The following is a 12811-nucleotide window of genomic DNA, read 5'->3' on the forward strand; positions in this document are numbered from 1 at the left end:
CGCGAAATGCGGGGAGTCTCGGACGTGCCTGGGTGTTTCGCGGGTCAGGGCTTGACGATCGGGATGACGCCGGTCTCGGCGGCGACCTTGCGGCGATGCAGCTCCCGCTGCTCCGGGAGGGACAGGTCGAACACGACGGCCAGGACGCGAATGACGGCCGTGACCACGATGCCGATGATCGCGGCCGGCACGATCCCCACGCCGAGTTTCACGCTCACCGCGAGCACCGAGCACCCGCCGATCGCGGCGACCGCGTAGAGCGACCCGACGTGCATGATCGCGACCGGCAGGCCCATGATCACGTCACGCAGGATGGACCCTCCGACAGCCGCGGCCGTGCCGATGAAGATCGCCGGGATGACCGGGACACCGAGGACCAGAGCCTTCGCGGTGCCGAACGCGCCGAACATGCCGATCGCAACGGCGTCGAGCACCACCACGAGCGCGTTCACCCGCCGCAGCAGGCTGGAGATCAGCATGCCCAGCAGGGCCGCGCCGGCTGCCGCGATGAGATACCAGTTGGACTGCAGCGTCGCCGGCGGCACACCGAGGAGCAGGTCGCGGATGAGACCGCCGCCCATGCCGATCAGAATGCCGATGATCGCGACGCCGAGCGGGTCGAGGCGGCGCTGACCCTGGAACCCGGCCGCGAACATCGCGCCCTGGAGTCCGCCCAGGCCCACAGCCGTCAGATCGGCCCACAGCGGGATGATGAGCACATCGGAGTTCACCCGTCCATTCTGGCGTGCCCCGGACAGACCGGTGGTCCGCGGGCTACGTTTGACGGCATGCCGATGCGTTACACCCGACTGAGCCAGTCCTCCGAGTGGATCGAGCAGAACCTGCGAGCGGTCCGCGAAGCCGTCGGGGTGACCGCCGACTTCCCACCGGAGGTCACCGCGGAGGCCGAGAGCGCAGCGCGCTCGGTCGTCCTGCCCGATGAGGACGGCACGAACATCCCGTTCGTCACGATCGACCCGGCGGGTTCTCGTGACCTGGATCAGGCCCTCGCCATCGCGCACGAGGGTTCCGGGTTCGTCGTGCACTACGCGATCGCGGACCTGCCCGCCGTGGTACCCGCGGGCGGGGCGGTCGACCGGGAAGCCCGCGAGCGTGGACAGACGCTGTACGCCCCCGACGAGACGATTCCGCTGCACCCCCGCGTGCTGAGCGAGGACGCCGCCAGTCTGCTGCCGGACGTGGAACGCGGCGCCTACGTCTGGCGCATGGTGCTCGACGCGTCCGGAGCGGTCACCGAGACCACCCTGCGCCGAATGCGCGTACGCTCACGCGAGCAACTGAGCTATGTGGAAGCGCAGGAGCGCATCGAGCAGGGCGACCCCGCGCTGGTGCCGCTACGGGAGGTCGGGCGACTGCGCATCAGCCAGGAAGCCGGCCGTCAGGGGGCATCCCTCGGGCTGCCGGACGAGGAGGTCGTCCTGCGCGGGGGCCGCTGGCACATCACACGGCGCAGCATGCTGCCGGTGGAGGAATGGAATGCGCAGATCTCGCTGATGACCGGGATGGCGGCGGCGCGTCTTCAGCTCGATGCGGGTGTCGGAGTCCTGCGGACGATGCCGCGGCCGTCGGCGGAGGACATGGCGGAGTTCCGCAAGCAGTCCACGGCGCTCGGTGTGGATTGGCTCCCGGACGAGGACTACGGTGCCTACCTGCGCCGCCTGCCGCGCGAATCCCCGGTGACCCTGGCGATCCTGAATGCCGCGCGTCGGCTGTTCCGCGGCGCCGGGTACGTGGTTCTGAACGGCACCCGACCCGATGATGAGGTGACGCAGGCTGCGATCGGCGCACCGTACGCCCACACCACCGCACCGCTGCGTCGACTCGTGGATCGATACGTCCTCGCACACTGCGAAGCCATCGCCAACGGTCGTCCGGTCCCGGATTGGGCCACCGCGGGCCTGGAGGGCCTGCCCGAGATCATGCAGGAGTCCGGCTCGCGGGCGGGTCGCGTGGAACGAGAGTCCCTGGCGGTGGTCACCGCAGCGGTGATGGACAAGCGGGTGGGCTCGGAATTCGACGCCATCGTGCTGGAGCGCCGGAACGAGCGGGCGCGCGTGGAACTGGTCGACCCGCCGGTGGAGGCGGACGCCTTCGTGCGTGGCGAACCCGGCGCGCACGTCCGCGTCCGGCTGACCGGTGTGGACCTCGACGAACGCACGGTGACGTTCGAGGCGGCGGACCCCTCGCAGGCGACGCAGCCCGCCGCTCCGGCGAAGGACGGTGCGAGCGGCGGTGGGTCAGACCCCGGCCAGAAGTGACGCCCCGACCTCATCGATCGCCTCGGCCAGCTGATCCGGGGAGCTGATCATCGGCCAGTGTCCGGTGTCGATGTCGATGAGATCCACTGAGGTGGCGGCGGAGAGCTCCGGAACCTCGCCGGAGGCGATCCACTCCTCGCCGTCGTGGACGGAGAACTCCGGGCAGATCACCGTCACCGGCACGGTGCGACGCGCGGCATCGGTGTAGCGGACCGCGCCGAGCGCGACACCGCGCGAGACGGGACGGACCGAGATCGCGAGGTCGTCCAGTTCCTGCGGCGACAGATCTGCGGTGTCCGGCCCCGCGAACGGTTCCCAGCCGGGAAAGTGCATGCCGTCCTCGTGAACGGGGAAGAACGCGGCGTAGGACTCGCCGTCCGATCGCGGCATGCCGCCGATGAGAACGACCCCGGCCACGCTCTCAGCGCGCCGGTCGGCCGCCAGCCAGGCCAGGGTCGCGGCGGCGGAGTGACCCACCACGAGCGGCCGGTCGGCCGCGTCGACGGCCGTGATGACCGCGCTGAGCTGGTCGTCCAGCCGGACCCGGCGCGCGTCGTCGTCCGCCCCGGGCAGTCGCACCGTCGTGGCCCGATGCCCACGGCGGTTGAGGGCGGCGGCGGTGCGCGCCCAGACGGTATGCGGAAGCCAGAGCCCCGCGATGAGGATGATGTCCATGTGTCGACGCTAGGTGGGGCCACGGACACCGCGGCGCGTGCTCCGCAGTGCCGGTCGGATTCCGCCGTGTCGAGCGCGGGTATTGCGCACGCGAGCCACCCGGTGCGCCGAGCGACGTTGTCCGTGGCACGGCGGATAATGGATCGGTGCCCACCTATCGAGACGAAGCGGTGGTCCTGCGCACCCACAAGCTGGGCGAGGCGGACCGCATCGTCACAATGCTCAGTCGGCGCAACGGCAAGATCCGGGCGGTCGCGAAGGGTGTCCGACGGACCTCGTCCCGCTTCGGCGCGCGGTTGGAGCCGTTCATGGTCGCCGACGTGCAGCTGCACATCGGCCGCTCGCTGGACATCATCCAGCAGGCCGAGTCGCTCGGCGCGTACGGCGCCGACATCGCGATCCACTACGACCGCTTCACCGCGGCCAGCGCGATGGTGGAGACCGCGGACCGGCTGAGCGACGCCGAGGCCACCCCGCAGCAGTACCTGCTGCTCGTCGGGGGACTGCGCTCCCTGTCCCGCGGTGAGCACCAGCCGCGCGCGACGATGGATTCGTACCTGTTGCGCGTGATGGCGATGTCCGGCTGGTCGCCGGCCCTCGACGCCTGCGCGCGCTGCGGCGCTCCGGGCCCGCACGACTCCTTCGTGGCGCAGGCGGGTGGCATGGTGTGCCGCGGGTGCGCGCCGGCGGGCGCCGCTCGGGTCACGCCCACGACCGTCGCCGTGCTCGCCGCCCTGATGCGCGGCGACTGGGACCTCGTGGATGCCGCCGAGCAGCGCGACATCGGCGCCGCGTCCGGGCTCATCGCCGCCTACACTCAATGGCATATCGAGCGGGGCATCCGCTCCCTGGCCCACGTGGAGACCGTGTGACCCCGAAACCCTTCACCCACCGTGACGCCGAGCCGTTCCGCCCGGTCGACTGGACGGGGGAGTACCCGCCCGCGTACGCCCGCGGCACGGTGCCGAAGCACGTGGCGATCGTCATGGACGGCAACGGTCGTTGGGCGAACCGCCGGGGGCTGAGCCGTATCGAAGGTCACAAGGCGGGGGAAGCGTCTCTGTTGGACGTGGTCGCCGGAGCCCTGCAGGCGGGGGTGACGCACCTGTCGGTGTACGCGTTCTCCACCGAGAACTGGACGCGCTCGCCGGATGAAGTCCGCTTCCTGATGGGCTTCAACCGAGACGTGCTGCATCGCCGCCGAGACCAGCTCAACGAGTGGGGCGTCCGGGTCCGGTGGGCCGGACGCAAGCCGCGCCTATGGGGATCGGTGATCAAGGAGCTGCAGTACGCCGAGCAACTGACGGCCGGCAACGATCGTTTGACGCTGACGATGTGCGTGAACTACGGCGGCCGGGTCGAGATCGCCGACGCGGTGCGGGGCATCGCGGATGACGTCGCGGCCGGTCGGCTGCGGCCGTCCGCGGTATCCGAGAAGCTCATCGCCAAGCGCCTCTACCAGCCGGACATGCCGGACGTGGACCTGTTCGTCCGCTCGTCGGGGGAGCAGCGCACCTCCAACTTCCTGCTCTGGCAGTCCGCGTACGCCGAGATGGTGTTCCTGAACACCCTGTGGCCGGATTTCACGCGCCGGGACCTCTGGCACGCGATCGACCTCTACACCGGTCGCGAGCGGCGCTTCGGCGGAGCGGTGGACACCCCCGACGCGGTGGCGGGCTGAGATGACAGCCGTGCAGGTGCGCTGGGCCGAGCAGTCGGACGCGCACGCCGTCGCGGGCGTTCACATCGACAGCTGGCGCGTCGCGTACCGCGGACTCATCGCCGATGAGGTCCTCGACGGGCTGGATCTCACACAGCGCACACAGCGCTGGTCGGCGTTGATCGGTTCCTCAGAGCACGGTCTGCGCGTCGCGGAGCTGGACGGGCGGATCGTGGGCTGGGCGAGTTTCGGTCGCGGACGTGACGAGGGCCTGGAGGACCGCGGCGAGCTGAGTGGTCTCTATGCCGCTCCGGACGCGTGGGGCCACGGGGTCGGGCATGCACTCATCACCCGTGTCGAGGACGACCTGCGCGCGGACGGGTTCAGCTCCGCGTATCTCTGGGTCCTGGACGGCAATGAGCGTGCGATCGGCTTCTACGAGCGCCACGGCTGGCACGGCGACGGCACCGTGAAGATCGGCGCGGCGGGCGGGGCGAGCGACCTGCGCGAGCTGCGGCACGTCCGCACACTCTGAACGTCGCGGTCACTTCCGGCACATTCCTGCGCGCACGACTGCCGCGGGCGGGAGCATCCGCGTCAGAAGAGTTCGGCGTCCGTGAGCAGGTACTCGCGCTGCAGCGACGTGCCGAAGGGCTTGAGTTTCAGGCAGGACTCGTCCGTGGTGCACCGAGAGACGCTGTCCTTGGCGGAGTAGGTCCGGAATGCATCGATCTTGATGCGGAGGTCTTCGCCGGACACGTTCGCCGCGAGCGACCGTCCCGGGTAGCCGACCGCGTAGCGCACCTTGCTCTCCGGGAATCCCATCTCCGTCCAGGCGGTGCGCAGCAGGGATCCGACGGCACCGTGATCCGGATGATCGGGACGCCGGGGGTCGTCACCGACGTGCCAGTGCGATTCCAGCGGGACCATGCCGATCAGCGTCTGCGGGTCGTAGGCACGGATGAGTTCCTGCACGCTGGTGACGAGCTCCTCCCGCGTCACCGGGCGATCCGTGTCCAGCTGACGGGCCTCGGTGATGTCGCCGTCCAGCAGCCGCATGATCGTCGCGTGACCGGTGGAATCAAAACCGTTCGCGTCGATGTCGCCGTCGGGCAGGCGCATCAGGACGACCGTGATGCGCGGATCGCCCTGGGGGCTGACCGTGGTCAGGTGCAGCCCGGTGCGCAGATCGACGTCGCGCACGTCCCACCGGGCGTCCACCGGGGCCCCGCGCATGATGTTGTAGGCGCGCATCAGGCCCTCTTCGCGGTCCTTGACGTAGCCGAAACCTTTGCCGGCATCCCCGGCCGTGACGAAGACGGTGCGAACGCACCCGCCGTCGCGTTCGGCCTTCATCAGGGTGGGATTGGCGAAGAGCAGATCATCGTCGTAGTGCGCCATGACCGACATCGTGGTCGGGCCGTCGCACGGCAGTGCGGCCGGTGACACGGGCGGTGTGGTCGGTGCCGACGGGCTGTGCGGTGACGGCGGAGCGCTCGGGGTCGTGTGCGCGGGTACCGGCGTGAGCGTGGGGCGTGGTGTGGCCCCGGCTGCGAACAGTCCACCGCCGCCGAGCAGATGGCGGACGCCGATCGCCCCGCCGACCGCGATCAACGCCAGGACGACGCAGACGGCCACGACCACGCCGACCGGCGTGCGCTTCCATTTCGCTTGCGCGTGTCTCGCCACCGCGCATCCTTTCCCCCAGAACGATCCCGCCGCATTCTCCCATGCCCGCGGTGCTGATTCCTGCGACAACGCCCCACGTCGCGGCTGATTTTCCCCGGCCGGTGTCGGTCAGAACCGCTTTCTCAGCCGGCGCGTGCGGTCACCGGGGCGTGGCATCGGCGCGGGCGGAGAGCCACGCCTCCAGCTCACGCGGGTGACCGAAGCGCACGACAGCGAGGTCCGGGTGCGAGCGTCGCAGCTCCGGGATGTAGCGCTCGCGCCACTTCGCGTGCGTGCGCCCCTCCCACCGGAGCAGGTGGTTCTCGTCCACCAGGGCCCGCCAGAGCGGCCCCTCGCGATTCCCGGTCTGCGGCCAGATCTCCGCGCCGTCGAGGCGCCGGCGAAGGGTCCGTCGCCAGAGTCGGGCGCGGGCGATCCGGCGCGGATAATCCAGCCAGAGCAGCAGCTGCCCGCGGTCCGCAAGAAGATAGCCGGCGCCGTCCCCGAGATACTGCAGCTCACTGACCCACCGCTCGCTCGCCGCCACGCGCTCGACGTCGGCCGTGAAGGTGTCACGACGCGTCCATCCGGGGCCGTGGTACAGACTGTCCAGCTCGGTGTACGGCAGGTCCCACATCCGGGACACGGCGCGGCAGAGCGTCGACTTGCCAATGCCGGTGACGCCGCACACCAGGACGCGGTCGTGCGTCGGCAGCGGGTCGGTGGGGGAGAGCAGGGGCGCGGGGCCCGCGCTCATCGGGGCAGATTGGCCTCGATGACCGAGACGATCTCCTCGGCGTCGGGCTTGGTCTGCGGACGGAACCGGTGCAGTTCGCCACCGGGCGTCAGGACGAACTTCTCGAAGTTCCACATGATCGGACCCTTGGTGCCCTCGACGTCCTTGGCCTTCTTCAGCGCCTTGTACAGGGGAGCGGCGCCGGAACCGTTGACCTTGATCTTGTCCAGGATCGGGAACGAGACGCCCCAGGTCGTCGAGCAGTAGTCCAGGATCTCGTCCATGGAACCGGGTTCCTGGCCGAGGAACTGGTTGCACGGGAAGCCGAGCACGGTGAAGCCGCGCTCGGCGTAGGCCTTCTGCAGCTGCTCGAGCTGCTCGTACTGCGGAGTCAGACCGCACTTGGAGGCGACGTTGACCACCAGCACCACATCGTCGGCGTACTCGGCGAGCGTGTGCTCACTCCCGTCCGCTCCGGCGAAGGGGATGGTGCGCAGGTCCGTGGTCGTCTCGCTCATGTGCCGAGCCTACTGCGGAGCGCGGGTCGTGGCGCCGGGTGTGGAGGGATCTGGAAGAATGGGGGAGTGAACACTCTTCTGGCTCCCACGGCCGCCCCGCAGACGGGTGCGTCCACCGCGCCGTTGCGGATCGGGCCGATCGAGCTGGATGCTCCGGTCGTGCTCGCTCCGATGGCGGGAATCACGAACACGGCCTTCCGCCGCCTGTGCCGCGAGTACGGTGCCGGGCTCTTCGTCTCGGAGATGATCACCTCGCGCGCGCTCGTCGAGCGCAATGAGGTGACGATGCGCCTCGTGACGCACCACCCGTCCGAGACGACGCGGTCGATCCAGCTCTACGGCGTGGACCCGAAGACCGTCGCCGAGGCCGTCCGGATCATCGTCGCGGAGGACCGCGCGGACCACATCGATCTGAACTTCGGCTGCCCCGTCCCCAAGGTCACCCGCAAGGGCGGTGGTTCCGCGTTGCCGTGGAAGCACAGCCTGTTCAACGAGATCGTCACCGGCGCCGTGCAGGCCGCCGAGCACCTGCCGCTCACGGTCAAGATGCGCAAGGGCATCGACGAGAACCACCTCACCTACCTCGATGCCGGACGCATGGCCGAGGACGCGGGGGTCGCCGCCATGGCGCTGCACGGCCGCACTGCGAGCCAGTACTATTCCGGCCACGCGGACTGGTCCGCGATCGCGAAGCTCAAGGAAACGATCACCTCGGTTCCGGTGCTCGGCAACGGCGACATCTGGTCCGCCGATGATGCGGTGCGGATGATGGCGGAAACGGGTTGCGACGGCGTCGTCGTCGGTCGCGGTTGCCTGGGCCGCCCGTGGCTGTTCGGTGATCTCGCCGCCGCGCTCGGCCACCTGCCGACCACGCCGGTGGACGCCACGCTCGGCTTCGTCGCGGACGCGTTCCGGCGGCACGCCGAGCTGCTCGTCGAGTTCTTCGAGGACGAGGACCGTGGCTGCAAGGACATCCGCAAGCACGTCGCGTGGTACTTCAAGGGCTACCCGGTCGGGGGCGACACCCGCGCCGCGTTGGCCAAGGTGTCCACGCTCGCCGAGGTGGACGACCTGCTGGCCACGCTCGAGCTGGACGCACCGTATCCGGGTTCGGCGGCCGAGGGCCAGCGCGGTCGCGCAGGCTCCCCGAAGCGCACCGTCCTCCCGCAGGGGTGGCTGGACTCGCATGACATCGCCGCCGAGCACGCGTCCGAGATGACCGAGACCGAAGCGGACACCAGTGGCGGCTGACGCGCGCGGCGCATCGGTCCGGGTCCCCGCCGGATACGATGCGGCCGATGTCGAACGCTTCCACGGGGAGCAGCACCGCTCCGAACGAGACGACTTCGCCCGCGACCGCGCGCGCGTGCTGCACTCCGCCGCGTGGCGCCGGCTCGCGGCCAAGACGCAGGTGCTCTCGCCGGCGAGCCCCGCGGATTTCGCTCGTAACCGCCTCACGCACTCGCTCGAGGTTTCCCAGGTGGGTCGGGAGCTGGCGACGAGCCTGCGCCTGAATCCGGACCTGGTGGACACCGCATGCCTCAGCCACGACCTCGGCCACCCGCCGTTCGGTCACAACGGCGAGCGCGCGCTGAACGACTGGGCGAGCGACATCGGCGGCTTCGAGGGCAACGCGCAGACGCTGCGGATCCTCATCCGGCTGGAGCCGAAGGTGATGGACGAGGACGGCACCGGGTACGGGCTGAACCTCACCCGCGCGAGCCTGGACGCCACGTGCAAGTACCCGTGGACCGCGGACGCTCCGCTGCCCGACCCGGGCGGACGGCTGAAGTTCGGTGTGTACCCCGACGATGAGCCGGTGTTCCACTGGATGCGCCAGGGTGCGCCGGGGCGCGTGCGCTGCATCGAGGCCGAGGTGATGGACCTCAGCGACGACATCGGGTACTCCGTGCACGACTTCGAGGACGCCGTCATGAACGGCTACCTCAACCCCGCGCGTCTGAACGATCCGGCCGAGCATGAGGCGCTGGTGTCGGCGATCCAGACGTGGGTGGGCTACGACTTCTCCCGCGATGAGCTGGATGACGCGCTGTACCGTCTCACGCGGTTGCCGCAGTGGTTGCGCAGCTTCGACCACTCCCGCGCCGACCTCGCCCGCCTGAAGAACCTCACCAGCGAGCTCATCGGCCGCTTCGCCCGGGCCGCCACCACGGCGACCAAGGAGGCGTATCCGGTCGAGTCGATGACGCGCTACCACGCGCACGTGGTGGTCCCGCGGGTGGTGGAGACCGAGGTCGCCGTGCTGAAGGGCATCATCGGGGCCACCGTGGTGTCCATCGACGGCCGCAAGGAGCTCTACAAGGAGCAGCGTCGGGTGCTCAAGCGCCTGGCCAACGCCCTCTGGGCCGACGGCGAGCGCGCGCTCGATCCTGTGTTCGCGGCCGACTTCGCGGCCGCCGCCGACGACGCGACCCGGCGCCGCATCGTCGTGGACCAGGTCGCGAGCCTCACCGACCAGACCGCCGTGGCCTGGCACCGCCGCTTCGTCGGCGATCTCGACCCGGTGGAGATCGGCATCTGGGCACCGGGGATCTCGCAACCCGCTCTCTGGAGACTGTGATGCCGCGCATCGCGCAGGCGGACGTCGACGAGGTCAAATCCCGGACGAACATCGCCGACGTGGTGGGCGAGCGGGTCGCATTGCGATCCGCGGGCGTCGGTTCGATGAAGGGCCTGTGTCCGTTCCACGATGAGAAGAGCCCCAGCTTCCACGTGCGTCCGCAGGTCGGCTTCTACCACTGCTTCGGCTGTGGCGCCTCCGGGGACGTCTACACGTTCCTGCGCGAGATGGACCATGTCAGCTTCACCGAGGCGGTGGAGCGGTTGGCCGGTCGGATCGGCTTCACGCTGCACTACGAGGACGGCGGTTCCGCCCCGAACGAGAGCAGTGGGCGGTCGCGGCTGTACGCGGTGAACGCCGCGGCGGCGGAGTGGTTCCGCGAGCAGCTGATGACACCGGAAGCGGACACCGCGCGACGGTTCCTCGGGTCCCGCGGCTTCGACCCCGGCGCGGCGGCGCATTTCGGCGTCGGCTACGCGCCGCGCGGGTGGAGCAACATGCTCGACGCTCTGCGCCGGAAGGGCTTCAGCGTCGAAGAGCTGACCGCGGCCGGCGTGGTCTCGCAGGGACAGCGTGGCGTGTACGACCGCTTCCGAGGCCGCGTGCTCTGGCCTATCCGCGACGTCACCGGCCAGACCATCGGCTTCGGTGCACGCAAGCTGTACGAGGACGATCAGGGCCCGAAGTACCTGAACACCCCGGAGACGCCGATCTACAAGAAGGCTCAGGTGCTCTACGGCCTGGACCTCGCCAAGCGCGACATCTCCCGAGGCGACCCGAAGCGCGTCGTGGTCGTGGAGGGCTACACCGACGTCATGGCCGCGCATCTGGCCGGCGTCACCACCGCGGTCGCGACCTGCGGCACCGCGTTCGGCACGGACCACATCACGCTGCTGCGACGGGTGATGGGGGATGAGTCCGCCGCCGGCGAGGTCGTGTTCACCTTCGATCCGGATGCCGCGGGCCAGAAGGCCGCCCTGCGTGCATTCGCGGACTCCAAGCGGTTCAACGCCCGCACCTACGTTGCGGTGGCGCCCGACGGGCTGGACCCGTGCGATCTGCGCCTGCAGCGCGGCGACGGCGCGGTCCGGGCGCTGATGGACACCAAGGTGCCGATGTTCGAGTTCGTCATCGACCAGAAGATCGCCGGCTACGACCTGGCCAGCGTCGAAGGTCGCGTCGGGGCGATCAGAGCAGCCGTGCCGATCGTGGCGGACATCGCCGACGCCCCCACCCGGGCCGGGTACGAGCGTGTGCTCGCGCAGCGCGTCGGCAGCGATCTCAGTGACGTCCACCGTGCCGTCCAGTCCGCTTTGCACCGCGGCCGGGAGAAGGGGGCCGAACCGACGCGGCACACCGCCCCGGAGCAGCCCGCGCCCACGCCGGCGCTGCAGTCGGTCACGCTGGCGACTCTGCCGTCCACCCCCGAGGTCCGTAAGGACACTGAGGCGCTCGTCGCGATCCTGCAGTTCGGGCACCTCATCGACACGCCGCTGCTGACGCGCGCCGTCGGCGTCCAGCTCACCCACCCCGGCTTGGACGCGGTGCGCGAGGGAATCCGCGCGGTTCCGGAGCGCAGTCGCCCAGGGTGGGCCATGACCGCGGTCGAGAACGTCCGCGAGCCGTATCGGGTGCTCGCCGGCGAGCTGCTGGCCAGCGAGTTCCACGCCAATTCAGAGACGGCCGCGAAGAACGTCGCCGCGGAACATGTCAGAAATCTCATCGACCGGGATCTGAAGCGCCAGAAGCACGACCTGGTCGGCGCCCTGCGGCGTGCTACCGCGGAATCCGAGGAGGGCCGGGCCATCTCCCGGCGCATCGTCGAGCTGGAGATGGAGACGCGACGCCTGCGCGAGGAGTAGCACCGTCCGCCGGATTCGGCGATCATGGAGGCATGGCCAGACGTCGGGATGAGTCCGCTGCCATTCGAGCGGTCGACTTCAGTATCGGGACCTCTGCAGGCGTGCGCGTCGTGGACGGGGTGTCCTTCGTTCTCGAGCCAGGGAAGGCGCTCGCGTTCTCCGGTGCCACCGGCTCCGGGAAGTCCTCGCTCGCCGCGATTCTGGCCGGTCAGAAGCCGGACGGCCTCGCTCCGGTGGGCGGTGAGGCGTGGGTCGGCGGCATCTCGGTGCGCCATCCGGGGCGGGCACGCCGGGAGTGGGTCTACCACACCGGCTATCTGCCGCAGAGCGCCGGTGCCGTCCTGCCGCCGCGTCTCACGGTCGGCGAGACGATCGCGTATCCGATCACGAGCCGTGATCGTCGCGTGAACCAGCAGGCGCTGTCCGTGCGCGTCGCGTCGCTCCTGGACGAGATGCACCTTCCGCTGGGGGCGGCCGACAAGTACCCCTACGAGCTGAGCGCCGGAATGCTCCAGCGCGTCGCCTTCGCGCACGCCGTGGTTCTGGATCCGACCGTGCTGATCGCGGACGAGCCGATGGCCAACCTCGACATCGAGGTCAAGCACGTCGTGTATGACGCCATCCGGCGCCGCCAGAAGGCATGGGGGATGGCGGCGCTCCTGGTCACGAACGACCCGGATCTGGCGCGCGAACTGCAGGCGGACACCATGGCGTTGCGCGCGGGCACGGTCGTCGCGGTCGGCGACCACACCGCGATCCCGCGCCCGCCGGCCACCAGCCCGGTTTCGATCATCGGGTCCTGATCGGAAGGCCCCGTCCGGCACGCCCGGAG

13 protein-coding genes are annotated in these 12811 nt (G+C 70.0%); 8 read left to right on the forward strand and 5 right to left on the reverse strand.

The window, feature by feature from the left end:
- Positions 1-44: 44 nt before the first annotated feature.
- Positions 45-731, reverse strand: coding sequence for a trimeric intracellular cation channel family protein (locus tag BN1193_RS03940; RefSeq protein ID WP_040164237.1), 687 nt, complete (start codon positions 729-731; stop codon positions 45-47).
- 57 nt (positions 732-788) lie between these two features.
- Between BN1193_RS03940 and BN1193_RS03945 the strand changes: the two genes are divergently transcribed.
- Complete coding sequence (locus BN1193_RS03945) at positions 789-2279, forward strand: RNB domain-containing ribonuclease (protein ID WP_052460407.1); 1491 nt, start codon at positions 789-791, stop codon at positions 2277-2279.
- On the opposite strand, the gene BN1193_RS03950 is transcribed toward BN1193_RS03945, so the two are convergent.
- Positions 2259-2954 (reverse strand): alpha/beta fold hydrolase, encoded by a 696-nt coding sequence (locus BN1193_RS03950; RefSeq protein WP_040164240.1) that lies wholly within the window; start codon positions 2952-2954, stop codon positions 2259-2261. The two genes, BN1193_RS03945 and BN1193_RS03950, sit on opposite strands and share 21 nt — an antisense overlap.
- A 146-nt stretch (positions 2955-3100) precedes the next feature.
- Between BN1193_RS03950 and recO the strand changes: the two genes are divergently transcribed.
- From recO to BN1193_RS03965, 3 genes are read left to right on the forward strand one after another with little or no spacing between them, the layout of a single operon-like run.
- A complete protein-coding gene (gene recO, locus BN1193_RS03955; RefSeq protein ID WP_040164241.1) occupies positions 3101-3826 on the forward strand; it encodes a DNA repair protein RecO in 726 nt (241 codons plus the stop codon).
- A complete protein-coding gene (locus BN1193_RS03960) occupies positions 3823-4635 on the forward strand; it encodes an isoprenyl transferase (protein WP_040164243.1) in 813 nt (270 codons plus the stop codon). Before recO ends, BN1193_RS03960 begins: the two co-directional genes overlap by 4 nt.
- Before the next feature lies 1 nt (position 4636).
- Positions 4637-5149: a GNAT family N-acetyltransferase gene (locus tag BN1193_RS03965; RefSeq protein WP_040164244.1), complete on the forward strand. Its 513-nt coding sequence runs from the start codon at positions 4637-4639 to the stop codon at positions 5147-5149.
- Positions 5150-5211: 62 nt separating this feature from the next.
- On the opposite strand, the gene BN1193_RS03970 is transcribed toward BN1193_RS03965, so the two are convergent.
- The 3 genes from BN1193_RS03970 to BN1193_RS03980 all read right to left on the reverse strand — a co-directional run bounded on the left by BN1193_RS03970 (position 5212) and on the right by BN1193_RS03980 (position 7536).
- The gene (locus BN1193_RS03970; RefSeq protein WP_040164245.1) at positions 5212-6303 is read right to left on the reverse strand and encodes a PIG-L deacetylase family protein; all 1092 of its coding nucleotides are present in this window, start codon (positions 6301-6303) and stop codon (positions 5212-5214) included.
- A gap of 139 nt (positions 6304-6442) precedes the next feature.
- Positions 6443-7039 (reverse strand): P-loop NTPase family protein, encoded by a 597-nt coding sequence (locus BN1193_RS03975; protein WP_094770262.1) that lies wholly within the window; start codon positions 7037-7039, stop codon positions 6443-6445.
- Positions 7036-7536: a glutathione peroxidase gene (locus BN1193_RS03980; RefSeq protein WP_040164246.1), complete on the reverse strand. Its 501-nt coding sequence runs from the start codon at positions 7534-7536 to the stop codon at positions 7036-7038. The genes BN1193_RS03975 and BN1193_RS03980 overlap by 4 nt, the downstream gene beginning before the upstream one ends.
- A 66-nt stretch (positions 7537-7602) precedes the next feature.
- Between BN1193_RS03980 and dusB the strand changes: the two genes are divergently transcribed.
- From dusB to BN1193_RS04000, 4 genes are read left to right on the forward strand one after another with little or no spacing between them, the layout of a single operon-like run.
- Positions 7603-8787 (forward strand): tRNA dihydrouridine synthase DusB, encoded by a 1185-nt coding sequence (gene dusB, locus BN1193_RS03985; RefSeq protein WP_407662083.1) that lies wholly within the window; start codon positions 7603-7605, stop codon positions 8785-8787.
- Positions 8777-10117, forward strand: a complete 1341-nt coding sequence (locus tag BN1193_RS03990) for a deoxyguanosinetriphosphate triphosphohydrolase (protein WP_040164248.1) — start codon at positions 8777-8779, stop codon at positions 10115-10117. Before dusB ends, BN1193_RS03990 begins: the two co-directional genes overlap by 11 nt.
- Positions 10117-11979: a DNA primase gene (dnaG, locus tag BN1193_RS03995; protein ID WP_040164249.1), complete on the forward strand. Its 1863-nt coding sequence runs from the start codon at positions 10117-10119 to the stop codon at positions 11977-11979. The genes BN1193_RS03990 and dnaG overlap by 1 nt, the downstream gene beginning before the upstream one ends.
- Before the next feature lie 32 nt (positions 11980-12011).
- On the forward strand, positions 12012-12782 hold the full coding sequence (locus BN1193_RS04000) for an ATP-binding cassette domain-containing protein (RefSeq protein ID WP_052460408.1): 771 nt from the start codon (positions 12012-12014) through the stop codon (positions 12780-12782).
- Positions 12783-12811 lie beyond the last annotated feature (29 nt).

Origin of the sequence: Microbacterium gorillae, from assembly GCF_000826185.2 — a bacterium.
Classification (GTDB): domain Bacteria; phylum Actinomycetota; class Actinomycetes; order Actinomycetales; family Microbacteriaceae; genus Microbacterium; species Microbacterium gorillae.

What these genes read in the sequence shown, in the direction of transcription:
- dnaG (WP_040164249.1), top strand. Translation starts at nt 10,117, where the DNA reads ATGCCGCGCATCGCGCAGGCGGACGTCGACGAGGTCAAATCCCGGACG.
- BN1193_RS03965 (WP_040164244.1), top strand. Translation starts at nt 4,637, where the DNA reads ATGACAGCCGTGCAGGTGCGCTGGGCCGAGCAGTCGGACGCGCACGCC.
- BN1193_RS03950 (WP_040164240.1), bottom strand. Translation starts at nt 2,954, where the DNA reads ATGGACATCATCCTCATCGCGGGGCTCTGGCTTCCGCATACCGTCTGG.
- BN1193_RS03945 (WP_052460407.1), top strand. Translation starts at nt 789, where the DNA reads ATGCCGATGCGTTACACCCGACTGAGCCAGTCCTCCGAGTGGATCGAG.
- BN1193_RS04000 (WP_052460408.1), top strand. Translation starts at nt 12,012, where the DNA reads ATGGCCAGACGTCGGGATGAGTCCGCTGCCATTCGAGCGGTCGACTTC.
- BN1193_RS03975 (WP_094770262.1), bottom strand. Translation starts at nt 7,039, where the DNA reads ATGAGCGCGGGCCCCGCGCCCCTGCTCTCCCCCACCGACCCGCTGCCG.
- BN1193_RS03980 (WP_040164246.1), bottom strand. Translation starts at nt 7,536, where the DNA reads ATGAGCGAGACGACCACGGACCTGCGCACCATCCCCTTCGCCGGAGCG.